The organism is Lentzea sp. JNUCC 0626 (assembly GCF_043632865.1).
Taxonomy (GTDB): domain Bacteria; phylum Actinomycetota; class Actinomycetes; order Mycobacteriales; family Pseudonocardiaceae; genus Lentzea.
Genome location: NZ_CP171635.1, coordinates 9,463,730 through 9,488,202, shown reverse-complemented (window position 1 = coordinate 9,488,202; position 24,473 = coordinate 9,463,730). Strand labels below are relative to the sequence as shown.

Sequence of the window (24,473 nt, the reverse complement as noted above, 5' to 3'; positions counted from 1 at the left end):
GACCCTAATCGCAGGGGCAGCAGTTGCAGTCGCAGTCGCAGTTCGAGCAGTCGCCGGGGTCGCACCCGTCCCGCCGCTTGTCGCTCCACGGTCCGGGGAACGGGTCGCGGCAGCAGAACTGGCACGTCCCGCACATGTAGAGGAACGCCCCGCAGCCCTCGAAGCACCCGCGCGGCTGCCGCTGCCGGTTCAGCCTCGGGTACGCCCACAGACCGCTGCCGGGATCGGACCACCGGCGCTTGTCCGGCGGGTACTGGTGGCGCGGCCGCTTGCCGAACACGCGCACCACCGACTCCTCCAGCTCGTGCACCAGCAGCTTGTGCACGAGCCGCGCGTCGGTGAACTCCACGTCCTTCAACGCCAGCCGGATCCCCGCCACGGCGTCCAGGCACAACCGGTGCGCCTCCGCGACGGAAGTGCCGGTGGCCACCAACGGGTTCCACGCGCCGGAAGCGACGTCCTCCTCCAGGTCCTCCGCCGCGTCGATCAGGTGCGCCACCCGCCCGAACAACCGTCCGACCTCGCGCAACGGCTCCACGTTGCCGGGCCGCCCGGCGAGGATCGCGGTCTGCCCCACGGCGAACGCGGTCGCGGTCTCCGTCGGTTCGGTCACCACGAGCACCGAACTGCCGAGCCCCGCGCCCGCCTCGACCTCCGGCTGCCGCCGCACCGCGTCCACCATCACCGACGCGTCGAACCCCAGCTCGGAAGCCGTTCCCAGCCCCTTCGAAGCCCACCGCTGCGCCACCGCGCGCCCGGCCCACCCGAGCCGCCCGGCGAGCCCGTCGCCGTCGTCCACGTGGTCCTGGATCTTCAACGACGCCAGCACCAGCGACACCGACGCCGCGAGCCGCGCCCCGTCCCCGATGGCCACGTCCGCGGACTTCATGCCCCGCAACGCACACGGCCCCGCGGTCCGTCGCGACACGACGGACTGCGCCTCCACCGCCGCCGAGATCATCAGCCCGTCGTAGTTCGTGACGAGGCGCGAGAGATGACCGTGCTCGTCGCGCAACGACAGGCACATTCCACAGAGGTGTGAGAGCCACGCGGACCGCAGCTCAGCGCCCATTCTGTTGCGGCAGGGGCGGATGATCCCGAACATGCGCGGCATCCTAAGTGGCCGGGGCGCTCCGCGATGGCAGTATCGCGGACGTGGCACACATCCATCCGCCGAAGATCGAGTACTTCGACCTGGACGCCAAGAGCAACACCGATCCCAAGGGGCAGCTGAGGAGCGTCGACGAGTTCCGGCTCACGCCGACGGGCCTCTACATGTTCCGGCCCCTCGCGGGCCACCCCAAGATCAGCCACTTCGAGAGCTGGTTCCTGCCCAAGTTGAACCTGCGCGTGACGCGGCAGTCGTGGCACCCCGGTCACCAGCTCGACTTCGACTTCTACGTCGACGTCGTGGAGATCAACGCGATCGGAAGTGTCTGGAAAACAACCGATCTGTACCTCGACCTGATAGTCCGCACGGGCCGCAGCGTCACTGTTTTGGACACGGACGAGTTGATCTCCGCAGTTCAGCACAACCTGTTGTCGCCGGAACGCGCGCAATGGGCTCTGGAGACCACCTACTCGGCGGTGTCGGGCATTTCAGCGCACGGTCACGATGTGGTCAGGTGGCTCACCTCTTCGGGTTGTCCTACTGCCTGGCGTTGATACACAGAGTGTGGTCGTCATCTGACCGTGACGTAACGAATCGACCCGGCGTGTAACTGCGAGCACATATTTGACTACGCTCGGCGGCGTGGGAGCGGTCACTACACCTCAGTTGGTCGATGTCGTCGACACCATTTCGGGCGTGCGCGCGTATTCGTCCGGTGGCTCGCGAACGCTCAGTTCGTGCAACGTCGAACGGTGGGGTCTGCGAATCGAGCATCCCACTCCGGAAGACCCGTTCTCGGACTCCGAGGTCACCTGGCTGATGCCCGAACTGGGCGTGCGGCTGACCACTCACCGCCCGCGTTCGCGGCACGCCCGCAGCAGCCCGAGCGTGCTGTCGGCGGTGCGCGTCGAACGCGACCACCGCCACTGGCAGACGACGGACCTGCTGCTGGGCCTCGCCGTCCCCGGCGGCACGGTGGCCCGCATCGTCCGCAGCGAGGACTTCGCCGCCGCCGTCGCGGGCCGCGTGCTCCGCCCCGGTGACGCCGACCAGGCGTTGCGCACGGTCCACCGCACCCTCGAAGAGCTGAGCAACGTCAACCACAACCTGACGTCGTGGCTGACGTGGCACGGCATCTACGACTCCTGGCCGCCCCTGTAGGCCAGGACCCTCTTGGCGGCCTGCTCCATCCACGGATCCTTCGCGTCGCCGTACGCGAACCCGGTGGAGTCGGCCGCAAACCGTTGGGACAGCTCCAACTTGTGCGCCGCGTACTCCTCACGGGCCTGCTCGTCGGCGCGCAGCCAGTCGCGGAAGTCGACGGCCCACCGCCAACCGGGCCCGTCCTGGACGCGCAGGTGCAGGTTCACCCGCCGCCCCGGATCCGCGCCGGCGTGCAGGCGCTTGCTCCAGTCGCCGCCTTCACCGCGCGGGTTGTCCTCCGGCGACCCGATGTACGGGAAACCGGCCTGCGCCAACGCTTCCCGGAGCCCGTCCGCCGTCTCCATGTCGTCGACGGCGAGCTGGAAGTCGAGCACGTCCTTGGCCGCGAGCCCCGGCACGGCCGTGGAGCCGATGTGCTCCACGTGCCGTCCACCGGCGGCCAGGCTGATCCGGCGGGCGATGCGCCGGGCCTGCGCGGGCCACCGTTCGTCGTAGGGCACGACGATCGGCGAACCAGCCGCGTAGGTCTGCGTGCGCACGTTCTTCTCGAAGCCCACCAGCCGATCCCACAACGCCGTGACGTCCGGGACCTCACCGCTGTTGTCCAGCCACACGTCGGCAACGGCCCGGCGCTGCTCGTCGGTGGCCTGCGCGGCGATCCGGTTCCGGGCGTCCTGCGGGTCCATGCCCCGGCTGCCGACGAGCCGTTCGAGCCGCGTCTCCTCGTCCGCGTAGACGACGATGACCAGGTGGTACACGGCCGCGATGTCGCGTTCGACCAGCAACGGGATGTCGTGCACGACGACGGCGTCCGCGGGCGCCTCGGCCATCCGCTGCCCGGTGAGCGCGCCGATCCGGGGATGGGTGATCCCGTTGAGCGTCTGCCGGGCCTCCTCCGTGGCGAACGCCTTGGCCGCCAACGCCGCCCGGTCGAGCGTGCCGTCGGCGTTCAGCACGTCCTCGCCGAACGCCTTGACGACCTCCTTGAGCCCGTCGCTGCCCGGTTCCAGCACCTCCCGCGCGAGCTTGTCCGCGTCGATGACGACGGCCCCGTTCGCAGCGAGCAGCCGCGCGACCGTCGACTTGCCGGACCCGATTCCCCCGGTCAACCCCACCCTCAGCATGCCGGTCAGGTTAGCCGGGCCACGACCGCGAGCAGGAGGGACACGACCGCCGCCACGAGCGCGACCGTCCCGAACCCGGTCACCGCCCCGAGCGTCCCGATCACCGCGACCCCCAGCGCCAGCCCGAACTCCATCCCGGTCTCCGACACCGCGGCGGCCGACCCGGCCTTCTCCGCCGGCGCCGCCCCGACCACAAGATCGGTGACCAGCGCCATCACGGGCCCCTGCCCCACGTACACGACGACGATGCCGAGCACCGTCGAGTGCGGCACGATCACGAACCCGGCCATCGCCACCAACAACGACACCGCCACCGTCGTACCGGCACTCATCGCATTCGCGAGCCGTGGCGCAAGCACGGACGTCACGATCATCGCCACAGCAGCAGGCAACAACAGCAGCCCAGCCTCCAACGGCGCGTGGTTTTCCTGCAACCGTTGAGTCACCAACAGGTACACACCGCCAGTGACCGCGGTGTTGGCCACAAGCACGAGCACGGCCCGCCCGAACCGTCCGCGAAACAACGCCGTCTCCACCAACGGATCCGCCACGGCCCGTTGCCGCATCACGAACCACACTCCGACTCCAACGCCCGCCACAGCAGGCAACACCGCGAAGTGCTTGAGCCCGTAAACGCAGAGCACCGTGGCAACAACGAACAACCCCACGCTGAGCACGTCGATGCTGCGCACAGGCCCGTGGTGCTCCGGCAACAACAACGGACCCGCCACCAACAACAACGCCATCACCGGCACGGCAACGAGAAACGCCGCACCCCACCACCACGTCTGCAACAAGGCACCGCCGACCACGGGCCCGAGCGCGATCCCACCGGACATGGCCGCAGCCCAGATCCCGATGGCCGTCCCCCGCCGCTCGTGGAACATCGTGCTGATCAAGGCCAACGTCGACGGCAACACCATGGCCCCGGCAACCCCCAGCAGAGCCCGCGCCGCGATCAACGCCCCGGTAGTCGGCGCAAAGGCCGCAAACACGGACCCACCAGCGAACAGGGCCGCCCCGACGAGCAGCAACCGCCGCCGTCCGACACGATCCCCGAGCACTCCCATCGGCACGAGCAGCGCGGCGATCACGAACCCGTAGACGTCGAGGATCCACAACAGCTCGGCACGACTGGGCCCGAGACTCGCCGCCAGGTGCGGCGACGCCAGGTAGAGGATCGTGACGTCCATGGCCAGCAACGCGGTGGGCACCACGAGCACCGCGAGCCCAAGCCACGACCGGACGTTCTCCCTCGGTCGAATTGTCATGGTTTGGACGCTAAAGTCTGACATTGATGTGAGAGTCAAGGGGGAACTCGCATGCGAATCGGGGAGCTCGCACGACGCACGGGCGTGAGCCAACGCCTACTGCGCTACTACGAAGAGCAGTCACTGCTGACGCCAACGCGTCTGACCAGTGGCTACCGCGTCTACACAGACGACGACGTACTGCGCGTGGGCCACATACGCACGTTGCTGGCCGCCGGACTTTCCACGGAGACAATCGCCGAAGTCTTGCCGTGCATGGGCACCGACGGCGAGCGCCTCATAGCGTCCGTGTGCCAGGAAGTAGTGGACGACCTGATGGCCGAACGCGCCAGAATCAGCCGCTCGATCCAGTCCCTGCTGGAAGCTCAGTCCGCTTTGGACACGATCATCGCCGCAAGACCGGCAGCGTCCTAGACCGGCGGCGTCATGGACTGCTGCGCCAACACCGGCAACACAGCGACGAGCTTCTCCTTGGGGATGAAGTTGTTCCGGTTGCGCACCACGAACGTCGACTTGCCGAGCGACCCGATCAACATCTGCTCGTCCTTGCCCTCGATCAACGTCCCCTTCTGCTTGCCGACGTCAACCTCGGTGATCTTCGCCCCTTCGCCCCGCTCAGCCTCAACGCTCTCCGCAACGCGAGTGCGAGCCGTCAGGTCGTCCGCGTACGTGGACAACCCAATGACGATCTTGGCGTCCGGCAACCCCTTCTTCTCGGGAATGCCGTAGTAGCAATCAACCTTGCCGGTCCGCCCGATCCCGGGCTCCTTGATGCCGACGATGATCCGCGGCTCGCCTTCCAACTCCGTCCCCAGCGTGGCATTCATGACCTCGACGGGCACGACGAGCTCGCAGTCGTCCGGCAACGCCCGATCCACCATCAACGGCACCCGCGAGGGCGTGGTGGGAGGCGTGATCCGAGGAATCTGCGGCGGCGGCGCCTGAGTCTGAGGCACAGCGGTAGAGCAGGCCGCGCAAAGGGTCAGCGCCACCGCGCCCAGCACCACGAAGAACTTGTTCCCACGCATAGGTTTGTCAACCTACACAACGAGGTTGGGCCTCCACCACAGAGTGAACGGGTGGACCTGAGACACGCGAGAGGGACAGCGGCCAAGGGCTTGGGAAGAGGGCACGGGAGGCAGACGGAGAGTCGGGCGAAAAGGGGGCGAGGCGGGAGTGATGGCACGCGAAGCCGAAGGCGAGCCGTCCTTACGCCTTCCCGAACGAGCGGTCCCGGCGGTGGGGTCCCATCACGAGTCGCGCCACAGCTCTTGGTGCGACTCGTGATGGGACCCCACCGCCAACGCAACCAAACCAAGCAACCGGCAGCCGCTCCAAGCAACAGGCGTGCCATCAACCCGCAGACAGCGCTGGCCCCCTGATCAGACTTGGGTTCTAGTGGTCGTTGCAACACCTGAGTTCAGGGGTTGTGATGTTCGAGATCCGGGCCGATCGGTCGGGGCGGGTGAAGCTGGTCCGGGAACGGGCCACTTATCTTGATCTTGTGGCGAGTGGTGTGAGCAGCCGGGAGGCGTGCCGGATCGTCGGCGTCAATTACCGGACCGGAAAGCGATGGCGTAACGGCAAGAAGCAGTCGAAGTGGAACAAGGCGGCGCCACCGATCACCGCGGTGGCGCCGCCTTGTGAGGCCTCCCGGTTCCTGCGCGAGGACGAGCGGATCCTGATCGCCGACCGCGGGCGGGAGAAGGCCACGATCCGGCAGATCGCGGCGGAGTTGGGGCGCAGCCCGTCCACGATCAGCCGAGAACTGCGCCGCAACGCGCATCCGGTCAGCGGGCAGTATCGTCCGCACGCCGCTCAGGCCCGTGCCGACGCCCGCCGGCCACGCCCGAAAACCGGCAAGATCGCCGCGACCCCCCTGCTGCGCCAGGTCATCCAGGACGGCCTGGACCTGCGCTGGAGCCCGAAGCAGATCGTGCAACGCTTGCGCCGGGATTTCCCCGACCGCCCGGAGTTGCACGTGGTTCACGAGACGATCTACCAGGCCCTCTACGTCCAGGGACGCGGTGAACTGCGCCGTGAGCTCACCGCGGCGTTGCGCACCGGCAGAGCGCTGCGCCGCCCGCGCCGCCAGGCACAGCAGCGCACACCGCGGATGGCCACCCCGATGGTCATGATCAGCGAACGCCCGGCCGAAGCCGAGGACCGCGCGATCCCGGGACACTGGGAAGGCGATCTGATCATCGGCAAGGACAAGAAGTCCGCCATCGGCACTCTGGTCGAACGCGCCACCCGCTACGTCATGCTCGTGCACCTGCCCCACGGCCGCACCGCCGACCAGGTCCGCGACGCCCTCGTTGACACCGTCCAGACCTTGCCCGCCCACCTCTGGCGGTCACTGACCTGGGACCAAGGCGCCGAAATGTCAGGCCACGCACGATTCACCGCCGCCACCGACATCCCGGTCTACTTCTGCGACCCGCACTCACCCTGGCAGCGCGGCAGCAACGAGAACACCAACGGCCTGCTACGCCAATACTTCCCCAAAGGCACCGACCTGTCCGTCCACAACCGCGCACACCTCGACGCCGTCGCGGTCCAGCTCAACGGCCGCCCACGCGAAACCCTCGGCTGGGACACCCCAGCCGAACGCATGGCTAAACTCCTCGCCCAAGCCAGTTGATCATCCGTGTTGCGACGACCCCTGGAATCCACCAGATTGCCGGGGGTCTGGGGGCAGAGCCCCAGGGGAAGCACGCAAGGCAACCAGGCCGCCCGCAAACCAGGGAACCTACGGACAAAGCGGAGGCCCCCACACCCAAGGGGTGTGGGGGCCTCCGTAAAACGGGGTCTAGCTAGAGCCGAAGGCTCACATGCCACCCGACAGCTTCTCGCGGAGAGCCGCGAGCTGCTCGTCAGAGGCAAGCGTGCCACCGGACTGAGCCGGCGCACCAACGGACGTGGAAGGCGCGTCGCCACCGGAGGTGTAGTTGCCCGCACCCTCGGCCGAAGCCTCTTCCTCGGCCTCGGCGGCCTTGCGGATCTGCTTCATGTGGGCCTCGTAACGAGTGTGCGCCTCGGCGTACTGGCGCTCCCACTCCTCACGCTGCTTGTCGAAGCCCTCGCCCCACTCCTGCGACTCCGGGTCGAAGCCTTCGGGGTAGATGTAGTTGCCCTGGTCGTCGTACTCGGCGGCCATGCCGTACTGGGTCGGGTCGAACTCGGAGTCGACCGTGAAGCCCTCGTTGGCCTGCTTGAGCGACAGCGAGATGCGGCGACGGTCGAGGTCGATGTCGATGACCTTGACCATGACGTCGTCGCCGACCTGCACGACCTGCTCCGGGATCTCGACGTGGCGCTCGGCCAGCTCGGAGATGTGGACCAGGCCCTCGATGCCCTCGTCGACGCGGACGAACGCGCCGAACGGAACGAGCTTCGTGACCTTGCCCGGCACGATCTGGCCGATCGCGTGGGTACGGGCGAACTGGCGCCACGGGTCTTCCTGCGTGGCCTTCAGCGACAGGGAGACGCGCTCGCGCTCCATGTCGACGTCGAGGACCTCGACGGTGACTTCCTGGCCGACCTCGACAACCTCGGACGGGTGGTCGATGTGCTTCCAGGACAGCTCCGAGACGTGGACGAGACCGTCGACGCCACCCAGGTCCACGAAGGCACCGAAGTTGACGATCGAGGACACGACGCCCTTGCGGACCTGGCCCTTCTGCAGCTGGTTGAGGAACTCGCTGCGGACCTCGGACTGGGTCTGCTCGAGCCACGCACGGCGGGACAGGACCACGTTGTTGCGGTTCTTGTCCAGCTCGATGATCTTGGCCTCGAGCTCGCGGCCGACGTACGGCTGGAGGTCGCGGACGCGACGCATCTCGACGAGCGAGGCGGGGAGGAAGCCGCGGAGGCCGATGTCGAGGATGAGACCACCCTTGACGACCTCGATGACCGTGCCCTTGACGGGCTCGTCCTTCTCCTTGAGGGCCTCGATGGTGCCCCACGCGCGCTCGTACTGGGCGCGCTTCTTGGAGAGGATCAGACGGCCTTCCTTGTCCTCCTTCTGGAGAACAAGCGCCTCGACCTCGTCACCGACCTTGACGACCTCGTTGGGGTCGACGTCGTGCTTGATCGACAGTTCGCGCGAGGGGATGACGCCCTCGGTCTTGTAGCCGATGTCGAGCAGGACCTCGTCCCGGTCGACCTTGACGATCGTGCCCTCAACGATGTCGCCATCGTTGAAGTACTTGATCGTCTTGTCGATAGCTGCGAGGAAGTCCTCCTCCGTCCCGATGTCGTTGATCGCGACCTGCTTGGGAGCAGCGGCAACGGGGGCGGTGGTGGTGTCGGTGGACATTAGGTAGGTGGCTCCGGTACGGATTGGCATTGATGGCTTGGTAGTGGTGCGCGCGCAGCGTCGCAGCGACCTGGAATCCGGCGGTCTTGGATCATGGGCAGCACTAACCCACTACGCACGCGATATCGTACGCGGCCGCGAGACGCGCAAGCAAACCAGCCCCCATGTGAAGGAGCAGTGTGTCCAACCAGCACGCGAGCGCGGAACGAGCGCTCGGCACCGCCGGGATCGTGAAGCGCGGAGCGGACGCCGCGGAGTCGCGCGTGGCGAACCGGATCTGGTGGGACGCGGACGCCGACGACTACCACCAGACGCACGGTGACTTCCTCGGCGCGGCCGACTTCGTGTGGTGCCCGGAGGGCGTCAAAGAAGAAGAGGTCAGGTTCCTCGGCGAAGTCGCAGGTCAGCGCATCCTGGAGGTCGGCTGCGGCAGTGCCCCGTGCGCGCGTTGGCTCAAGGACAACAAGGCCGAGGTCACCGCGTTCGACATCTCCGCGGGCATGCTCCGCCACGCGCGCGCGTACAACGCGGAGACCGGCATCGACGTCCCGCTCGTGCAGGCCAGCGCCGACCAGCTGCCGTTCCGCACGGACTCCTTCGACGCCGCGTGCAGCGCGTTCGGCGCCGTGCCGTTCGTCGCGGACGTTCAGGAGGTCTTCAGCGAACTGGCCCGCGTGCTGCGGCCCGGTGCCCCCTGGGTGTTCTCGGTGAACCACCCGATGAGGTGGATCTTCCCGGACGACCCCGGCCCGATGGGGCTCACCGTCACGCAGTCGTACTTCGACCGCACTCCTTATGTAGAGGTGGACGACGACGGCCACGCCACGTACGTGGAGCACCACCGCACGCTGGGCGACTACGTCCGGGCCCTCACGAACACCGGTTTCGTCGTCGAGGACCTGGTCGAGCCGGAGTGGCCGAAGGGGCACACCCGCAACTGGGGCCAGTGGAGCCCGCTGCGCGGCAAGCTCTTCCCCGGCACCGCGATCTTCCGCACGCGCCTGACGTCGTAATCTCACGTGCCATGACCTCGGCACGCGGACTAGTGGCGGCCCAGTCAGCCCGGTTCTCCGCACTGGACCCGTTACTGCCGCCCGCCACCGAACTGCCTCCCGACGGCCACGTCATCACGGCGGCGCTGGCGGACGGCACGCGCGTGGCCGGGGTCATCAGCCACCAGAGCTTCGAACAGCACTCGACCACACGGCTGTGGTCGGCCGCCGAGGTCTGGGAGATGCTGCCGCTGGTCGGCGCCGCGCAGGGGATGGACGCCCTGCTCACGCGCTTCCGGCGGCACCTCGACAGCCAGGAGGTCGGCGAGGACACGGCGTGCGTCGTGCACTGGCCGAGCCGTGACACCCAGGCCGCGCGGGCGTTCCTCGACCACGGCCTGGTGCCGCTGTCCGTGCTCGCCGTACGCCTGCGCACACCCGCACAGCACGTGTCGCGCACGCTCACCATCCGCCGCGCCACCCCACTCGACCTCGAAACCGTGCTGGAGCTGTCCCTAGCCGAACTGGAGTACTCCTCCTACGTCGGCTCCACGATCGTGCGTCCCAACTCGGCGATAGTGAAGCGCCGCGCCCTCGCCGAACGTCTGAAGAACGCCAGCCCGATCTGGCTCGCCGAACGCGACGGCATCGCGGTGGCGCTGGCCGAGTGCGCGATCGTCTCCTCCGAACCGGGCACGGCAGCGGCGGCGAGGCTCCCGCGCGGCCGTTGGGGCTATGTGAACTGCGTCTCCGTGCTGCCGGGCGCCCGCGGCACGGGGGTCGGCCAGCAGCTCCTCGCCTACGCCCACCAGGAACTTCACCGGATGGGCACGGTCGGCACGTACCTCTACTACAACCCGCCGAACCCGCTGAGCAGCGTCTTCTGGCCCCGCCAGGGCTACCGGCCGCTGTGGACCGTCTGGGAAGTACGCCCCGCCACCGCCCTTAGGTGACCTATGTCCGAGTTGCCAGTGGCAGAGGTCTGCGGGAGAATTTGTACTGACCGGTCAGTTTAAACGGAGGGTAAAGACGTGGAGATCCACGCAAGTCGCGCAGGTGTCAACGGGGGCCATGGTCCCCTGCTCCGGCCGACTTCGCTGACCGTGAAGCCCGGCGAGCTCACGCTGGTCGCGGGCGAACCGGGCGCCGGCCACACGGCACTGGCCCTCCTCCTCTCCGGCCGTATGAAGCCCTCGACGGGCGAGGTGTCACCGGACGCGAAGGCGCTGCGCAAGCACGTCGTCCTGGTCGACGCCCCCGAGGTGAACGAGCCGGAGGAGTCGCTGACGCTCGCCGCGGTCGTGGGCGAGGAGCTCGCGATGAACCGCATGCCGTCCGGCAAGAAGGCGGTGCACGACTGGTTGGTCGAGCACGCCGCCGACGAGCACGCGGACAAGCGCTTCGAGCACGTCCCGGCGCAGACCCGGTGCGCGGTGATGCTCGAACTGGCCGCCGCCCGCCCCGGCGTCACGACGCTGATCCTCGACTGCCCCGACCGCTACCACCCGAACCCGCGCGAGTGGTTCGCACTGGCGAGCGACCACGTGACCCCCGAACGGTCCGTCGTCGTCCTGTGCTCGAACTCCTCGGCCCACATCCTCGACATCACGCACGCGCGCCTTGGTGAGGACAACGACACCAAGATGGAGATCACCGCATGAGCGCCCTTCGCATGGCCTTCAACGAACTGCGCCGGATCACCTCCGGCAAGCTCCCCAAGCTCGCCGTCCTGGCTCTGGCGCTGGTGCCTCTGCTGTACGCGTCGCTCTACCTGTACGCCAACAAGGACCCGTACGCGAACCTCAACAACGTGCCCGCCGCGCTGGTCGTGAAGGACAAGGGCGCCCAGGACCTCAACGCCGGCAAGGACGTCGCCGACGAGCTGCTCAACGGCAGGAAGTTCAACTGGAAGGTCGTCGACGACGCGGACGAGGGCGTGCGCAAGGGCGAGTTCATCTTCGCGCTGACGCTGCCCGAGGACTTCTCCGAGGCGCTCACCTCCGCCGAGCAGAACCGGCCGCGCCAGGGCGTGCTGACCCTGACCACCAACGACGCCAACAACTACCTCGGCTCCACGATCGCGAACCAGGTCGTGAACGAGGTCCGCCGGGCCGTCACCGCGAAGGTCTCCACCGAGGCCGCGGACAAGCTGCTGCTCGGCTTCTCCACGATCCGCCAGGAGACCACCAAGGCCGCCGACGGCGCGAAGAAGCTCGCGGACGGCAACGCGACGCTGCGCGATAAGATCACCGAGCTCGACACCGGCGTGCAGAAGCTCGCCCCCGGCGCGACCCAGCTGAGCAACGGCCTGCACGAGCTGCGGACGCAGACCGGGCAGCTGCCCGACGCCACGAAGAAGCTCGCCGACGGCGCCCGCCAGGTCGCGACCGGCAACGAGACCGCCGCCACCGAGGCCGAGACGTACGCGAAGAAGGCCCAGGAACTCGTCGGTGGCCTCGACAAGTTCAACGGCGACCTCGCCACCCGGCTGCGCGCCCTCGGCTTCACCGAGGAGCAGGTGCAGAACGTCCTGACCACGCTCGGCCAGGTGCGCAAGCCCGTGGACGACGCCAACACCAAGGTCCAGGGCGCGGCCGGCGACCTGCGCAAGCTCGCGAACGGCGCGGACCAGGTCGCGGACGGCGCCGAGCAGCTGTCGGCGAAGATGCCCGCGCTGGCCGCCGGCGTCGCCAAGCTGGACGACGGCGCCACGACCTTGAACACCGGTCTACAGCAGGTCGCGACGGCGACGCCGCAGCTCAAGGACGGTGCCACGCAACTCGCGACCGGCGCGGCCGACCTCAGCACCGGCCTGTCCGGCGGCATCGACAAGATCCCGAACCAGGACGACCCGACGCGGGCCGCGATCGCGCAGGCAATCGGCGACCCGGTGGCGGTGCGCGGCCTGTCCCAGACGAAGGCGGCCACGTACGGCGCGGGCCTCGCCCCGTTCTTCCTGGGCCTTGCGACGTGGATCGGCGCGTTCGTGCTCTTCCTGCTGCTGCGTCCGCTCTCACGCCGTGCGCTCGCCGCGGGTCAGTCCGCGCTGCGGGTCGCGTTGGGCGGTTGGTTGCCCGGTGCGCTCCTCGGCATCGTGCAGGTGCTCGTGATGTTCACGGTCGTACGGTTCGTGGTCGACATCGAGCCGTCGAACCCCCTCGGCACGTTCGGGTTCCTCGCGCTGATGTCGCTCACGTTCGTCGCGATCCTGCACGCCCTGAACGCCGCGTTCGGCGCGGTCGGCAAGTTCCTCGGCCTGATCCTGCTGATCCTGCAGCTGGTCAGCGCGGGTGGCACGTTCCCGTGGCAGACGATCCCGGTGCCGCTGTACCCGCTGCACTACGGCCTGCCGATGGGCTACGCGGTCGACGGTCTGCGCCACCTCATGTACGGCGGTGACCTCGGCAGCGTCGGAAAGGACGCGCTGATCCTTCTCGCCTGGCTGGTCGGAGCCCTAGCCTTGACGTCCGTGGCGGCCTACAAGCAGCGCGTGTGGACAGCGTCCAAGCTCAAGCCGGAGCTCGTGCTGTGAGCGCGCGGACGACGGCGACGAAGCAGAAGCTCTTCGACGCGGCGTTGAAGCTGGTCGGCGAACGGGGCGCGGCCTCGGTGACGGTCGACGAGATCGCCGCGGAGGCGGGCGTCGCCAAGGGCACGATCTACTACAACTTCGCCTCGAAGGACGCCCTGGTCGAAGCGCTGCTGCACCACGGCGTGGAGATCCTCGCTGGCCGGCTGCGGTCCGCGGAGGGCTCCGAGGACTCGCTGGAGGCGCTGGTCGACGAGATGCTCGGCTTCTGGGCCGAGTACCCGGCGTTCGGCCAGCTCCTCGTCTCGGAGCTATGGCGCACGCCGGGCCAATGGCACGGCACTCTCTCGTTGCTGCGCGACGACATCGTTTCGATCGTGCGCGGACAGATGAAGCGCCTGTCCGACGCGGGCCGCCTGCCGGAGGGCGTGGAGGTCGGCACCGCGTCGGCGGCGTTGTTCGGCACCCTGCTCGTGATCGCCCTGGACTGGCAGGTGTTCCAGCCGGAACGATCACGCGCCGAGGTGCGCGACTCGGTCATGCTGCTGGTGCGGGGGATGCGCTCGGCACGCTGACCTGCATCTCGTTCACCGTCCGGATCACCCGCGCGGCCAGCACGGCGGGCGCGTTCGAGGCGATGTAGGTGAGCCCACGAGGCCTTCACGAGGCCGCTCTCGGTCCGTTGCTTCAGCCCGACCATCGGCCGCGTGCGGTCGCAACCGCGCCAGACGTCCTGCACGACCGCGTACGGGATGAACGTGCGTGCGTGAGCAACGCGAGCGAGCCGATGACGTCGTACACCTGGACGAAGTCGAGGGTCCACGAGAGCACGGACTCGATCACGGCGACGCCCGTCGTGACCTCGATGGCGGCCACCGCCCGATCGAGCGACGGATTTGACCGAGCGAGGGCAAATGCCCGCAGGTACGAACGAAGACATGCCGAAACTGCTGAGCATCGCCACCGTCCTGCTCGCGACCGCCGCTCTCACCGCCTCCCCCGCGCTGGCCGACCCGGAACCGCCCGCGGCCGCGCCGGTGAAGGCCACCGCCGACTTCCGGGAAGCGTTGTTCACCCCGGTCGACGGCGTCCTCGACCTCGAGGAGACACCCGACGGGCTCAAGGTCACCGGCAAGTTCCAGAAGGGCTTCGCCTCCGAACTGCCGTCGGACTACCAGCTGGTCGTGCTCGACGGCGCCGAGGTGGTGCTGGACTTCAGCAAGGACTTCCAGAAGGTCGCCGAGATCGAGGCACCCGAGGTGGCGGAGTTCGAGTTCGTCACGAAGACCAAGCAGACGATCGCCGACATCCGCAACGAGGACGTGGTCGTGCGGCAGCTCGTGAACGTGGCGGCGGGCATCAAGGTGCAGGCCGAGATCGGCCGCGCGAAGCTCGAGAAGCCGTAACGCTCAGCGGGCGTCCTCGTGGTGCAGCGAGGGCGCCCGTCCCTCCAACGCCCGGTCGACGGCCTCCAGCACCGCGCGGTTCGTGCGTTGCGTGGCGTCGTGCGCGAAGTGGGCGAGCAGGACCTGCTGCGTCGGATGCGGCAGCACCGGGTCCGGCACCGGCGCCGAAGTGTGCACCTCCACCACCGGCGCGCCTTCTGCGAGAAGGTGCCGCACGGCGTTCAACACGCTCACGCGGTAGCTGTCGTGCACCCAGGCGACCAGCAGGTTCACCGGGTGCCCTTCGAGTTCGTACCCGACCTCGGTGGCGAGCTTCGACGGCTCGGCCCAGTCGGCTCGCACCCAGGTCGGCCGGTGTCCCCGCGAGAGCGACGCCCGCGCGGCACGGCCCGGCCCGTCGTCGGCCGTCAACGGCTGGGTGCGGCACGGCAGCACCACCCGCCACTCGCGGGCCACCAACTGCGCGACGCAGCCGGCCAACATGCCTGTCCCGCCGAGCACCAGAGCCGTTCTCACCGCGCACGCTCCCGTCCGACCGAGGCGAGCGGGCCCGAGAGCCACCGCTCGACCTGCCCCTGCCCGCGCAACCGCACGACCACGACCTCGTCGACCAGGGCGAGCGCCCTCGCCCGGTTGCGCCAGTAGCTCTTCCAGCCCCACCGCAGGATGTGCCCGGAGTCCGTGAACACCGACCGCAGCGGCGACTCCTGGTTACCGTTCCACAACTCCACCCTGCCTGCGCGACGTCTGATCGTGCGAGCCACCAACCGGCCCATCACGACGGGGAACCGGTGGTCGAGCCACACGACGGTGTCCGCGCGGGTCAGCAACGAGGGACGCGCCAGCTTGTACTGGTACTCGGTGACCCAGTGGTCCTCGGCGGCGAACGCCAGGACCTCGTCGAGGAACTCCGGTCGCGGCGTCCACCGCGGACCCCAGTACAAGGAGTCGAGCTCGACGCAGCGCAGGTCACGGGCCGAGGCGATACGCCCGCACAGCGTCGACTTGCCGGATCCGGCGTTGCCCGCGACGAGAACGCGCCGGGGCACGTGCGGCAGCGGATCTGCTGGTCCGAGCAACGGCATCGGACCAAGATAGCGGCGCGGCGCGGAACCTTGGCGGGCTGATTCACGCTCAGCAGGGCACCTCGCGGCACCGCCCCCACGCCCCCGTACCACCAGTACGAGGACGTGGGGGCGGCACCACGATGCACCCGTCCGACCGCGAATCAGCCCGGCAACGTTCCGCGCCACACCGCTGGAAACCCAATGATCACAACAGAAAACGCGGGGCCCCCGACTGGGGACCCCGCGTTTCGAAAACCAACGTCAGAGAGCGTTGACGTTCGTCGCCTGCGGGCCCTTCTGGCCCTGCGTGATGTCGAACGTGACGCGCTGGTTCTCCTCGAGGCTGCGGTAGCCGCTGCCGTTGAGGGCCGAGTAGTGGACGAAGACGTCAGCGCCGCCGTCCTCGGGGGCGATGAAGCCGAAGCCCTTTTCGGCGTTGAACCACTTGACGGTGCCGTTAGCCATGTACTGCTTCTCCTTGCGTACTGAAGAACGAGCCGCACTGTGCGGCCGCTCCGTGGTTGGTCATGAGCCTGCCCCAACCGTGAAGGAGGAGAAGCGCTCGCAACTGAAGTTCGGCGAGCGTGCAATACACGAACACAAAACCGCAACCAACATAGAAGTATACCCCAGGTCAGCGGCGCTTGTTCTGGGGTACCGCGAACCGCTGCTGCATGAGCGAGATCCGGAAGATGAGGAAGCACGCGAGCCCGGCCGCGCCGAGCGCGCAGAGGGTCGACAGCGTGGAAAACACCACGTAGGCGGGGGTGTCGAGCAGTAACGACTCGAAGATGTCGCCGAGCACCATCGCGAGGAAGGTGTACTGCCAGGGCCTGATCAACGGGCTCGCCACGCGCTGGGCGAACGGCACGTCGCGCTGCGCCGGATCGCTCGCCTTCCACACCTGCGGCACGCTCCGCACGCCGTGCAGCGCGATCGCCTCGGCGTTGTGCGTGACCCCGCGGAACCAGACGAAGAACGCCACGCCCGCAGGGATGACCATCATGATGGCGAGGAAGCTCCATGACGAGGAGCCGCCCTGCCAGTCGTTGATCGTGCCCCACACCGACTCGGCGGCGACCAGCGCGATCAGGCCCATGGAGACGTAACCGGTGATCCGGACGTCTTTCAAGTCGATGTAGGTGCTCAACGCAAGTCTCCCCGACGCGGCGTTCTGCGCGGCACCCTACCGTCCGAAACCGCAGCCCAACTCCGCGAAGGTGGCGATCTTCTCGGCCGCCCGCACGACGACCTCGTCGATGCCGTCGAGCACCACCCGGTCGCCCACGCGACGAGCGGGCAGCAGCGGCACCTCGGCCTTGCCGCACTGCTCGGCGACCGTCGTGAACGCCCTGGCCGCGGCCAGTGGCGCGACCAGCGGTTCGCCGTTCTGCCGGTGCCGGACCAGGTTCTCCAGAAGATCAACGGACAGTGGCGTGGCCATGCGGTGGTCGTTGACCGTCAGCCTGTCGTCGTCGTACCACCACACGGCCTGCCCGAGCGTCCCGTGCACGAGCACGACCGGTGGCAACGATGTCGTGGCGCAGAGCGTTGTGGCGACCACGACCGGAGGCGCGTCATCGGCCGTGATCCGCACACAGGCCGTGTCGTCCGCAGTGATCGTGTCGCGGCATCGGTAGAGCTCCAGCTCGACAGCGATGTCGGCTCGTTCCTCGACATCGGCGAGCAGCAGCGCGTTCTGCAGGGCGTGCGCGAACGGGTTCACGAGCGTCCCGTCCTCGCCCTGCCGACCGGCCCACTCGGACCGTTCGTAGTACGAGTCCGTGCGCACCCAACGGCCCGCGGCGCCGATACCGGTGATGTCGCCCAACGCGCCGGCGCCGATCAACGAGCAGAGGCGCCGGTACGAGCCTGTGCCCTGCGTCTGGAATCCGACCTGACACACGAGCCCGCGTTCGCGCGCCGCCGACGAGATCTCCTCGAAGTCGTGCACCGACAGCACGGCCGGTTTCTCGACCAGCACGTCGCAGCCGAGTTCGAACGCCTCCAGCACGAGGTCGCGGTGCGTCGCGGGCGGCGAGGAGATCACGACGACCTCCGGGTGCAGTTCGGCCGCGAGCGACGGCAGGTCCGGATAGGACGGCACCGGCACGTCCACGTCCGCCACGTCGACCACGCCCACGAACGTCGCCAGCCCGTCGTGCCCGAGCCGGACGAGGTTCTCCACGTGCCGCGCCCCGTGCCCCCGAGCTCCGACCAGCGCAACACGCATCGTTCTCACCCTTCTCGGGCGGGCTGCGCCGCGAGCGCGAGCGGTCCGCCGATCACCAGCGCCAGCGGAGGCAGTGCCCACACCAGCACACCGGCGACCACCAACGCGGCCATCAGCATCAGCCGAGGTGCGTGGAATTTCAATGCGCCGCGCCAACGAAGACACGTTTGCGACAGCATCCAGGCACCGGCGGCGGCCGAAGCGGCCAACACGGCCACCCGAACGGGCAATGGCGCGGGCAGCACCGTGACCACTAAGAGGACGTCGGCGACGAGCAACGCCCACCCGAGGCCGAAGAGCACCCCCGGCACCCACTGCACGCGCAGCACCGTCCAGAACCGGCCGACCGGGAGGTCCTCGCGCAGCACCTCGCGGGCCGCGCCGAACGCCGAGAAGGCCGTCACGACCGGCAGCGAGGCGACGAACACGAACACCCCGAGCAGAAGGACGTCCGCGAACTCCTCCAGCCGTCTCATCCCTTCAGCCCCGTCGTCGCGACGCCCGCGACCAGGAACCGCTGGAACGCCAGGAAGAACAGCCCGATCGGCACCAGCGACAGCACCGACATGGCGAACATCGGCCCGTACGAGGACGACGACGTCTGGTCGATGAACAGCCGCAGGCCCATCGGGATCGTGTAGTTCTCGGTCGACGACAGGTAGATCAGCTGCGCGAAGAAGTCGTTCCACGTCCAGATGAACGTGAAGATCGCGGTCGTCACCAGCGCGGGCCTCGACAACGGCAGGACCACGTACCGGAAGTTCCTGACCGGCCCGCAGCCGTCGATCTTCGCGGCCTCGTCCAGCTCGCCCGGGATGCCGCGCATGAACTGCACCATCAGGAACACGAAGAACGCGTCGGTGGCGAGCAGCTTGGGCAGGATCAGCGGCACGAACGTGTCCACCATCCCGAGCCGCTGGAACACGACGTACTGCGGGATGAGCGTGACGTGCGCCGGCAGCATGATCGTGACCAGCGCGAACGCGAACAGCGGGCCGGACAGCCGGAACCGCAGCCGGGCGAACGCGTAGGCGGCGAGCGAGCACGACACGACGTTGCCGACGACCGCCCCGGACGCCACGACGGTCGAGTTGCCGAGGAACGTCCAGAACGACTCGCCGCCCGCACCCTCCAGCGCGCCCGCGTAACCGTCGGCCGTGATCCTGCCGGGGAACAACGACCTCAGGTTCGCCACCAGGTCCTCGACGGGCGTGAGCGACGCCGAGATCAGCCACACGATCGGATAGAGCACCAATGCCAGCACGGCGAGGCACAACAACAACGTGGCGGCACGTCTCATCGCGCGTCTCCGTAGAACACCCAGTACCGCGAGGTCCGGAACAGCACGGCGGTGATCACCGCGATCGCCACCAGCAGCACCCACGCCATCGCCGACGCGTAGCCCATGCGGAACTCCGTGAACCCGCGTTCGTACAGGTAGAGCGTGTAGAACAGGGTCGAGTCGGCCGGTCCCCCGCGCCCGCCGCTCACGACGAACGCCTGCGTGAACGCCTGGAAGGCGTGGATCGTCTCCAGCACCAGGTTGAAGAACAGCACCGGCGACAGCATCGGCAGCGTGATCGACGCGAGCCGGCGCCACCACCCGGCGCCGTCGACCGCGGCCGCGTCCAGGAGATCGCGCGGGATCTGCTGCAACCCGGCCAGGAAGATCACCATCGGGGCGCCGAACTGCCACGCCGACAGCAGCACGATCGTGAGCAGCGCGGTGTCCGGCGTGTCGACCAGGGTGTCGAAGATCGCCCGCCACGCCAGCGCCAGCCCGACCGACGCCCCCAGCAGCGACGGCGCGTAGAAGGCCGAGCGGAAGAACGCCTGTCCCCTGCCGCGCAGCGAGTTCAGCAGCAACGCGACCGCCAGCGCGATGAGGAGTTTGAGCGGCACCGACCACACGACGTACCGGAGCGTCACCCCGACCGAGTCGAGGTAGCGCGGGTCGTCGCCGAACAGCCTGGCGTAGTTGTCGAGGCCGACCCACCGCGGTTCGTTGAACAGGTCGTAGTCGGTGAACGACAGGTACAGCGACACGACCATGGGCGCGACCGTGAGTCCGATGGCGCCGAGCAGCCACGGCGCCAGGAACACGTACGGCACTACTTCAGCGCCTGTTCCGCGTCACGCCAGAACTCGTCCAACGCCTCGTCGAGGGTCTTCTTCCCGAACACGACCTCTTCGTGTTTGCGCTGCATGAGCTTGTAGATCGTGCCGTCGCCTTTGGGCGGGGCGGGTGGCGCGTCACCGAGCTTCGCGTCGACGGCCTTCTGGTACTCGAAGACCACTTTGTCGGCACCGCTGAGGTTCTGCGCCACGGCCTCGCGGATCTTGAGGTTCGCGGGCAGGCCGCGGTTGGCGCCGAGGATCTTGCCGGCGTCCGGGTCGTTCAACAGGAAGTCGATGAGCCGGACCGCCGCGTCCTTGTGCTTGGTGCGGGCGGACGCGCTGATGAGCTGCGACGGTTTGCGGTACGAGCCGAGAACTTCTTTGCTGTCACTGGGATACGGGCCGAGCTTGAGCTCGTCCGGGCGCACGGTGTGGTAGCCGCTGTACAGGCTGTCGTAGCTGTGTTCGGACGCCGAGAGCTTCTTGCCCATCGGGGTCTGCTCGGCACCGGCGTTCACCGTGGTCACGAGCTCGGCCGACGTGGTGGCGTTGCCGTCGCGGAAGTCCTTGGAGAGCTGCCAGAACGCCTTCAGATCGTCCCTGCCGTAGCCGAGCTTCCCGTTGTCGTACAACGCCTTGCCGCGCTGCCGCAGCCAGGTCTCGAAGACGTCCTCGGTGCCGCCGAAGTCGGTCGATCCGGCGATCCCTGTGCTCGCCTGGATCTTCGCCGCAGCCGTCCTGTAGTCGGTCCAGGTCCAGCCCAGCCGCGGCTCGGGTACGCCGGCGGTCGCGAACGGCTTCGGGTCGTAGACGATCGTGGTGGCGTTCTGCGCCAACGGCATCGCGGCCTGCCTGCCGTTCAGGCTGCCGCTGCCGATGAAGCCCTGGTTCCAGTCGGCGGTGCGAATTTCCTTGCCCACGAAAGGGGTGAGGTCCAGCAGGACGTTGCGGCCCGCGTACTCGTTGAGGTAGCGGTAGTCCATCTGGATCACGTCCGGGGCGTTGCCGCCCGCGATCTCGGTGGAGAGCTTCTCGAAGTAGTTCTGAAAGTTCTGGAACGACGTCGCGACCTTCACGTCCGGGTTGCGGCTCTCGAACAGCCGCACCGCCTCGTTCGTGATCTTCGCGCGGCCGTCGTTGCCCCACCAGATGAACCGGATCTCCGCCTGACCGCTCGCCGAACCGCCGCCACACCCGGCCGCCGCGAACGCGCCGCCGAGCACCAAGGCCAGAGCCTTGCGCACGTTGTCTCCTTATCTGAGATCGATGACGTCGACGACGTGGACCGGTTCCCCGGTCTCGAAGCTGCGGTTGGCGGCGAAACCAGTCAGCAGCGAGAGAGTGCCGTCGTAGTGCGTTGCCTTGCGTCCCAACGGGTCCTCTTGGCCGGCCGGGCCGTAGAGCGCGTCGACCATGCGCTGGTCGGCGCCCCCGTGCCCGTCCCGGTCGTAGTCGAGCGGGATGTCCTCGCGTTCCTCGAACAGCCGGTGCACCGACAGCTTCGCCCAGCCCTGCTCGGGGTTGGCGTTCTTGCCGTGCACCGACGCGTCCTGGCCCGACACCCAGGAGTTCTCGACCACCTCGAGTTCGAGGCGTCCCTTGCTGCCGTTGACCATCAGCCGGTAGCCCTCCCACGGCGAGTAGGCCGTGAGGTGGTAGGTGAGGTTGGCGCCGCTGGCGTACCGGACCAGCACCGACATGTCGTCCTCAATGGACACACCGGGTTCGAACGGGTTCTGGTCGCGGCGATAGCCGTCTTCGTGCCGTGCGTCGACATAGAGCTTCTTCAGCCAGTCGTTCTGTTCGAGGTCGATGTCGAACCGGTCGTCGTCGGCGTACCCGTGCCGTTTGCCGTTCTCGTCGCCGTAGAAGAACAACCGGCCGTGCGCGTACACCGTCTCGGGAACGCTGCCGACCCACCAGTTGAGCAGGTCGAAGTGATGGGTCGCCTTGTGCACCATGAGCCCACCGGAGTTGGCCTTGTCGCGGTGCCAGCGGCGGAAGTAGTCGGCGCCGTGCCGGGTGTCGAGCAACCACTCGAAGTGCACGGACCCGATCTCACCGACCGCGCCGTCAGCGAGGAGCGCGCGCACCTGCTCGTGGATCGGGTTGTAGCGGTAGTTGAAGGTGACCGTGACGTTGCCATCGTTGCGTTGCACCGCATCGAGGATCTTGCGCGCCGACGGGACGTCCGTCGTCATCGGCTTCTCCGTCACGACGTCGCAGCCCGCGTCCAACGCCTCGACGACGTACGTGTCGTGGTAGCGGTCGACCGTGGTCACGACGACGACGTCGACCCGTTGCTCGGCGAGCATCTTGAGGAAGTCGGCGGCGTCGTAGGTGGGCACCGGCTCGACCCCCAGATCGGCGAGCCGGTCGTTGTGGACGTTCATCCTCGTGCGGTTCACATCCGCGAACGCCACGAGCTCGCACGTGTCCGCGTGTTCGACCGCGATGGCGTGGACGTGCCGCTCGGCCCGCGATCCCGTCCCGACCACCGCGTACCGCCTGCGCACCATCCCAGCCTCCTCTGCAAACGTTTTCCCCACGCTAGCCGCACCCGCCCTGACCTCGTCAAGAGTTCGGTGTAAACGTTTTCGGTTGTTTCATGGACGAGGATGGCCCCATGCCGACTCCTGTGGTGCTCGACTGCGACCCCGGCCACGACGACGCGATCGCGATCCTGCTCGCGGCCGGCTCGCCCGAGATCGACCTGCGCGCGATCACCACTGTGGCCGCGAACCAGACCCTGGACAAGGTCACCTCGAACGCTCAGCGGCTCTGCACGGCCGCCGGAATTTCGGTGCCGATCGCCCGAGGCAGCGCACAACCGTTGGTGCGCCCCCTTTACGTGGCAGAAGACATCCACGGCGAGTCCGGAATGGATGGTCCGGCGTTCGGCGAGGCGACCGTAGGCGTGGTCCCCGACCACGCGATCGACCTGATGCACGCGCACATGCCGGCGACTTTGGTGGCGACCGGGGCGTTGACGAACGTGGCCCTGTACCTGCGCCGCTACGGCCCTTCAGCGGTGCGCGAGATCGTGCTCATGGGCGGCTCGACCGAACGCGGCAACACCACCCCGTACGCCGAGTTCAACATCTACGTCGACCCGGAGGCGGCCGCGATCGTGTTCGCGAGCGGCGTGCCGATCACGATGATCGGGCTGAACGTGACGCACCAGGCACTGGTGACACCGCAGATCGTGGCGCAGTTGAACGCCCTCGGCGGACTCGGCCGGATCTGCGGCGACCTGATGACGTTCTTCGCGGCCACCTACCGCGAGGTGTTCGGGTTCGCCGCACCGCCGTTGCACGACCCGGTGGCGGTGGCGCGGGTGATCGACCCGTCGCTGGTCACGTGCGTCGAGGCGTTCGTGGGGATCGAGACGACCGGCACGTTCACGCGCGGCGCGACGGTCGTGGACCTGCACGGCAGGCTGGGCCGCGAACCGAACGCGCGGGTGGCCGTCGGCCTCGACGTGGACGGGTTCTTCGACCTCGTGATCGACGCTGTGAGGCGGCTCACGTAACGACAGGTCCCCGCCAGCGATGGAAGGTCCGAAAGAGTGACTTTTCCTGGGGGAGATTTGCCATGACCAACCCTGCGCTGAACCCTGCCTCCGAACAGGCGCCCGTCCAGCCGGACACCGCCGTGCTGCCCGAGTACGAGGTCGTCACGCCGGACCTCACGCCGCCGCAGCCCGAGTTCGCCGCCGCCGTGCCGATGCCGATGCCGCCCGCTCCGAAGCAGAGCAGGACCGGTGTCGTCGTGCTCGCGATCGTCGCCGTGCTGCTGCTGGGCGCGGCCGGGGCGTTCGGCGCGCTGTACTTCGTCGAGAAGAGCGACAAGGCGGCGCTGACCGAGCAGCTCAAGAACAAGGACACCGAGGTCAAGTCCCTCACGCAGAAGGTGTCGGACGCCGAGGCCATCTCTGCGAAGGCCGTCGAGGACAAGGTGAAGGCCGAGAACTCGGCCAAGTCCATGGAGTCGTGCCGCGAGGCCTCCCGCGCGGTGCGGGACGCGGGCATGGCCCAGGACCAGGAAGCCGTCATGAAGTCGCTGTTCGAAATGATGGCCAAGTGCTGACGTAGAAACAAAAAGGGCCGCGACCTCGCTGAGGTCGCGGCCCTTTGC

General features: G+C 68.1%; 28 protein-coding genes. 12 read left to right on the top strand and 16 right to left on the bottom strand.

The annotated features are described in order from the left end of the window. Positions 1–4: 4 nt before the first annotated feature. Positions 5–1,105 (bottom strand): DUF5685 family protein, encoded by a 1,101-nt coding sequence (locus JNUCC0626_RS44575; protein ID WP_394616641.1) that lies wholly within the window; start codon positions 1,103–1,105, stop codon positions 5–7. Between the two features lie 50 nt (positions 1,106–1,155). Between JNUCC0626_RS44575 and JNUCC0626_RS44570 the strand changes: the two genes are divergently transcribed. Together JNUCC0626_RS44570 and JNUCC0626_RS44565 are read left to right on the top strand one after the other, a co-directional pair. Next, the gene (locus tag JNUCC0626_RS44570; RefSeq protein WP_394616640.1) at positions 1,156–1,665 is read left to right on the top strand and encodes a DUF402 domain-containing protein; all 510 of its coding nucleotides are present in this window, start codon (positions 1,156–1,158) and stop codon (positions 1,663–1,665) included. Positions 1,666–1,753: 88 nt separating this feature from the next. Beyond that, a complete protein-coding gene (locus tag JNUCC0626_RS44565) occupies positions 1,754–2,272 on the top strand; it encodes a hypothetical protein (RefSeq protein WP_285639220.1) in 519 nt (172 codons plus the stop codon). Here the strand turns inward: JNUCC0626_RS44565 and coaE are convergent. Both coaE and JNUCC0626_RS44555 read right to left on the bottom strand, forming a co-directional pair. Next, positions 2,248–3,399 carry a dephospho-CoA kinase gene (gene coaE / locus JNUCC0626_RS44560; protein ID WP_394616639.1) on the bottom strand — a complete coding sequence of 384 codons (1,152 nt, stop codon included), beginning with the start codon at positions 3,397–3,399 and terminating at the stop codon, positions 2,248–2,250. The two genes, JNUCC0626_RS44565 and coaE, sit on opposite strands and share 25 nt — an antisense overlap. A 5-nt stretch (positions 3,400–3,404) precedes the next feature. Further along, positions 3,405–4,670, bottom strand: a complete 1,266-nt coding sequence (locus JNUCC0626_RS44555) for an MFS transporter (RefSeq protein WP_394616638.1) — start codon at positions 4,668–4,670, stop codon at positions 3,405–3,407. A 51-nt stretch (positions 4,671–4,721) separates the two neighbouring features. On the opposite strand from JNUCC0626_RS44555, the gene JNUCC0626_RS44550 reads away from it, so the two are divergent. Next, positions 4,722–5,084, top strand: coding sequence for a MerR family transcriptional regulator (locus tag JNUCC0626_RS44550; RefSeq protein WP_394616637.1), 363 nt, complete (start codon positions 4,722–4,724; stop codon positions 5,082–5,084). Here JNUCC0626_RS44550 and JNUCC0626_RS44545 read toward each other — a convergent pair. Further along, positions 5,081–5,698, bottom strand: a complete 618-nt coding sequence (locus JNUCC0626_RS44545) for a hypothetical protein (RefSeq protein ID WP_394616636.1) — start codon at positions 5,696–5,698, stop codon at positions 5,081–5,083. The two genes, JNUCC0626_RS44550 and JNUCC0626_RS44545, sit on opposite strands and share 4 nt — an antisense overlap. 488 nt (positions 5,699–6,186) lie before the next feature. On the opposite strand from JNUCC0626_RS44545, the gene JNUCC0626_RS44540 reads away from it, so the two are divergent. Further along, a complete protein-coding gene (locus JNUCC0626_RS44540; protein WP_394622069.1) occupies positions 6,187–7,314 on the top strand; it encodes an IS30 family transposase in 1,128 nt (375 codons plus the stop codon). A 186-nt stretch (positions 7,315–7,500) separates the two neighbouring features. Here JNUCC0626_RS44540 and rpsA read toward each other — a convergent pair whose 3' ends face one another. Next, entirely contained in the window at positions 7,501–8,991 is a 1,491-nt protein-coding gene (gene rpsA, locus JNUCC0626_RS44535) for a 30S ribosomal protein S1 (RefSeq protein WP_394616635.1), read from the bottom strand. Between the two features lie 179 nt (positions 8,992–9,170). On the opposite strand from rpsA, the gene JNUCC0626_RS44530 reads away from it, so the two are divergent. The 5 genes from JNUCC0626_RS44530 (at position 9,171) to JNUCC0626_RS44510 (ending at position 14,087) form a co-directional block, all read left to right on the top strand. Beyond that, positions 9,171–10,004, top strand: a complete 834-nt coding sequence (locus JNUCC0626_RS44530; RefSeq protein ID WP_394616634.1) for a class I SAM-dependent methyltransferase — start codon at positions 9,171–9,173, stop codon at positions 10,002–10,004. Between the two features lie 11 nt (positions 10,005–10,015). After that, positions 10,016–10,936, top strand: a complete 921-nt coding sequence (locus tag JNUCC0626_RS44525) for a GNAT family N-acetyltransferase (protein ID WP_394616633.1) — start codon at positions 10,016–10,018, stop codon at positions 10,934–10,936. A 78-nt stretch (positions 10,937–11,014) separates the two neighbouring features. Next, entirely contained in the window at positions 11,015–11,644 is a 630-nt protein-coding gene (locus JNUCC0626_RS44520) for an ATP-binding cassette domain-containing protein (RefSeq protein WP_394616632.1), read from the top strand. Further along, positions 11,641–13,515, top strand: coding sequence for a YhgE/Pip family protein (locus tag JNUCC0626_RS44515; protein WP_394616631.1), 1,875 nt, complete (start codon positions 11,641–11,643; stop codon positions 13,513–13,515). Before JNUCC0626_RS44520 ends, JNUCC0626_RS44515 begins: the two co-directional genes overlap by 4 nt. Continuing rightward, positions 13,512–14,087, top strand: coding sequence for a TetR/AcrR family transcriptional regulator (locus tag JNUCC0626_RS44510; protein WP_285639208.1), 576 nt, complete (start codon positions 13,512–13,514; stop codon positions 14,085–14,087). The genes JNUCC0626_RS44515 and JNUCC0626_RS44510 overlap by 4 nt, the downstream gene beginning before the upstream one ends. A gap of 112 nt (positions 14,088–14,199) precedes the next feature. Here the strand turns inward: JNUCC0626_RS44510 and JNUCC0626_RS44505 are convergent, their stop codons facing one another. Then, positions 14,200–14,388, bottom strand: a complete 189-nt coding sequence (locus JNUCC0626_RS44505) for a hypothetical protein (RefSeq protein ID WP_394616630.1) — start codon at positions 14,386–14,388, stop codon at positions 14,200–14,202. Between the two features lie 62 nt (positions 14,389–14,450). Between JNUCC0626_RS44505 and JNUCC0626_RS44500 the strand changes: the two genes are divergently transcribed. Next, positions 14,451–14,918, top strand: coding sequence for a hypothetical protein (locus tag JNUCC0626_RS44500; RefSeq protein ID WP_394616629.1), 468 nt, complete (start codon positions 14,451–14,453; stop codon positions 14,916–14,918). 3 nt (positions 14,919–14,921) lie between these two features. Here the strand turns inward: JNUCC0626_RS44500 and JNUCC0626_RS44495 are convergent, their stop codons facing one another. From JNUCC0626_RS44495 to JNUCC0626_RS44450, 10 genes are all read right to left on the bottom strand, one after another. After that, positions 14,922–15,434 (bottom strand): hypothetical protein, encoded by a 513-nt coding sequence (locus JNUCC0626_RS44495; protein WP_394616628.1) that lies wholly within the window; start codon positions 15,432–15,434, stop codon positions 14,922–14,924. After that, positions 15,431–16,003 (bottom strand): AAA family ATPase, encoded by a 573-nt coding sequence (locus JNUCC0626_RS44490; protein WP_394616627.1) that lies wholly within the window; start codon positions 16,001–16,003, stop codon positions 15,431–15,433. Before JNUCC0626_RS44490 ends, JNUCC0626_RS44495 begins: the two co-directional genes overlap by 4 nt. Before the next feature lie 243 nt (positions 16,004–16,246). Beyond that, complete coding sequence (locus JNUCC0626_RS44485; protein WP_285639201.1) at positions 16,247–16,450, bottom strand: cold-shock protein; 204 nt, start codon at positions 16,448–16,450, stop codon at positions 16,247–16,249. Between the two features lie 169 nt (positions 16,451–16,619). Then, a complete protein-coding gene (locus JNUCC0626_RS44480; RefSeq protein ID WP_394616626.1) occupies positions 16,620–17,135 on the bottom strand; it encodes a hypothetical protein in 516 nt (171 codons plus the stop codon). Positions 17,136–17,171: 36 nt separating this feature from the next. After that, positions 17,172–18,218 carry a Gfo/Idh/MocA family protein gene (locus tag JNUCC0626_RS44475; RefSeq protein ID WP_394616625.1) on the bottom strand — a complete coding sequence of 349 codons (1,047 nt, stop codon included), beginning with the start codon at positions 18,216–18,218 and terminating at the stop codon, positions 17,172–17,174. A 5-nt stretch (positions 18,219–18,223) separates the two neighbouring features. Next, positions 18,224–18,694: a hypothetical protein gene (locus tag JNUCC0626_RS44470; RefSeq protein ID WP_394616624.1), complete on the bottom strand. Its 471-nt coding sequence runs from the start codon at positions 18,692–18,694 to the stop codon at positions 18,224–18,226. Further along, positions 18,691–19,518 carry a carbohydrate ABC transporter permease gene (locus JNUCC0626_RS44465; protein WP_394616623.1) on the bottom strand — a complete coding sequence of 276 codons (828 nt, stop codon included), beginning with the start codon at positions 19,516–19,518 and terminating at the stop codon, positions 18,691–18,693. The genes JNUCC0626_RS44470 and JNUCC0626_RS44465 overlap by 4 nt, the downstream gene beginning before the upstream one ends. Beyond that, complete coding sequence (locus JNUCC0626_RS44460; protein ID WP_394616622.1) at positions 19,515–20,330, bottom strand: carbohydrate ABC transporter permease; 816 nt, start codon at positions 20,328–20,330, stop codon at positions 19,515–19,517. Before JNUCC0626_RS44460 ends, JNUCC0626_RS44465 begins: the two co-directional genes overlap by 4 nt. Continuing rightward, the gene (locus JNUCC0626_RS44455; RefSeq protein WP_394616621.1) at positions 20,330–21,580 is read right to left on the bottom strand and encodes an ABC transporter substrate-binding protein; all 1,251 of its coding nucleotides are present in this window, start codon (positions 21,578–21,580) and stop codon (positions 20,330–20,332) included. Before JNUCC0626_RS44455 ends, JNUCC0626_RS44460 begins: the two co-directional genes overlap by 1 nt. 9 nt (positions 21,581–21,589) lie before the next feature. Continuing rightward, on the bottom strand, positions 21,590–22,855 hold the full coding sequence (locus tag JNUCC0626_RS44450; protein WP_394616620.1) for a Gfo/Idh/MocA family protein: 1,266 nt from the start codon (positions 22,853–22,855) through the stop codon (positions 21,590–21,592). A gap of 107 nt (positions 22,856–22,962) precedes the next feature. On the opposite strand from JNUCC0626_RS44450, the gene JNUCC0626_RS44445 reads away from it, so the two are divergent. Both JNUCC0626_RS44445 and JNUCC0626_RS44440 read left to right on the top strand, forming a co-directional pair. Next, positions 22,963–23,868, top strand: a complete 906-nt coding sequence (locus JNUCC0626_RS44445) for a nucleoside hydrolase (protein WP_394616619.1) — start codon at positions 22,963–22,965, stop codon at positions 23,866–23,868. A 62-nt stretch (positions 23,869–23,930) separates the two neighbouring features. Beyond that, positions 23,931–24,425, top strand: a complete 495-nt coding sequence (locus JNUCC0626_RS44440; protein ID WP_394616618.1) for a hypothetical protein — start codon at positions 23,931–23,933, stop codon at positions 24,423–24,425. Positions 24,426–24,473: the final 48 nt, after the last annotated feature.

Excerpts from the sequence above, each read along its gene's own strand:
- JNUCC0626_RS44575 (WP_394616641.1), bottom strand. The coding sequence starts at position 1,105 with ATGTTCGGGATCATCCGCCCCTGCCGCAACAGAATGGGCGCTGAGCTG.
- coaE (WP_394616639.1), bottom strand. The coding sequence starts at position 3,399 with ATGCTGAGGGTGGGGTTGACCGGGGGAATCGGGTCCGGCAAGTCGACG.
- JNUCC0626_RS44555 (WP_394616638.1), bottom strand. The coding sequence starts at position 4,670 with ATGACAATTCGACCGAGGGAGAACGTCCGGTCGTGGCTTGGGCTCGCG.
- JNUCC0626_RS44550 (WP_394616637.1), top strand. The coding sequence starts at position 4,722 with ATGCGAATCGGGGAGCTCGCACGACGCACGGGCGTGAGCCAACGCCTA.
- JNUCC0626_RS44545 (WP_394616636.1), bottom strand. The coding sequence starts at position 5,698 with ATGCGTGGGAACAAGTTCTTCGTGGTGCTGGGCGCGGTGGCGCTGACC.
- rpsA (WP_394616635.1), bottom strand. The coding sequence starts at position 8,991 with ATGTCCACCGACACCACCACCGCCCCCGTTGCCGCTGCTCCCAAGCAG.
- JNUCC0626_RS44525 (WP_394616633.1), top strand. The coding sequence starts at position 10,016 with ATGACCTCGGCACGCGGACTAGTGGCGGCCCAGTCAGCCCGGTTCTCC.
- JNUCC0626_RS44515 (WP_394616631.1), top strand. The coding sequence starts at position 11,641 with ATGAGCGCCCTTCGCATGGCCTTCAACGAACTGCGCCGGATCACCTCC.
- JNUCC0626_RS44500 (WP_394616629.1), top strand. The coding sequence starts at position 14,451 with ATGCCGAAACTGCTGAGCATCGCCACCGTCCTGCTCGCGACCGCCGCT.
- JNUCC0626_RS44490 (WP_394616627.1), bottom strand. The coding sequence starts at position 16,003 with ATGCCGTTGCTCGGACCAGCAGATCCGCTGCCGCACGTGCCCCGGCGC.
- JNUCC0626_RS44485 (WP_285639201.1), bottom strand. The coding sequence starts at position 16,450 with ATGGCTAACGGCACCGTCAAGTGGTTCAACGCCGAAAAGGGCTTCGGC.
- JNUCC0626_RS44475 (WP_394616625.1), bottom strand. The coding sequence starts at position 18,218 with ATGCGTGTTGCGCTGGTCGGAGCTCGGGGGCACGGGGCGCGGCACGTG.
- JNUCC0626_RS44470 (WP_394616624.1), bottom strand. The coding sequence starts at position 18,694 with ATGAGACGGCTGGAGGAGTTCGCGGACGTCCTTCTGCTCGGGGTGTTC.
- JNUCC0626_RS44465 (WP_394616623.1), bottom strand. The coding sequence starts at position 19,518 with ATGAGACGTGCCGCCACGTTGTTGTTGTGCCTCGCCGTGCTGGCATTG.
- JNUCC0626_RS44450 (WP_394616620.1), bottom strand. The coding sequence starts at position 22,855 with ATGGTGCGCAGGCGGTACGCGGTGGTCGGGACGGGATCGCGGGCCGAG.
- JNUCC0626_RS44445 (WP_394616619.1), top strand. The coding sequence starts at position 22,963 with ATGCCGACTCCTGTGGTGCTCGACTGCGACCCCGGCCACGACGACGCG.
- JNUCC0626_RS44440 (WP_394616618.1), top strand. The coding sequence starts at position 23,931 with ATGACCAACCCTGCGCTGAACCCTGCCTCCGAACAGGCGCCCGTCCAG.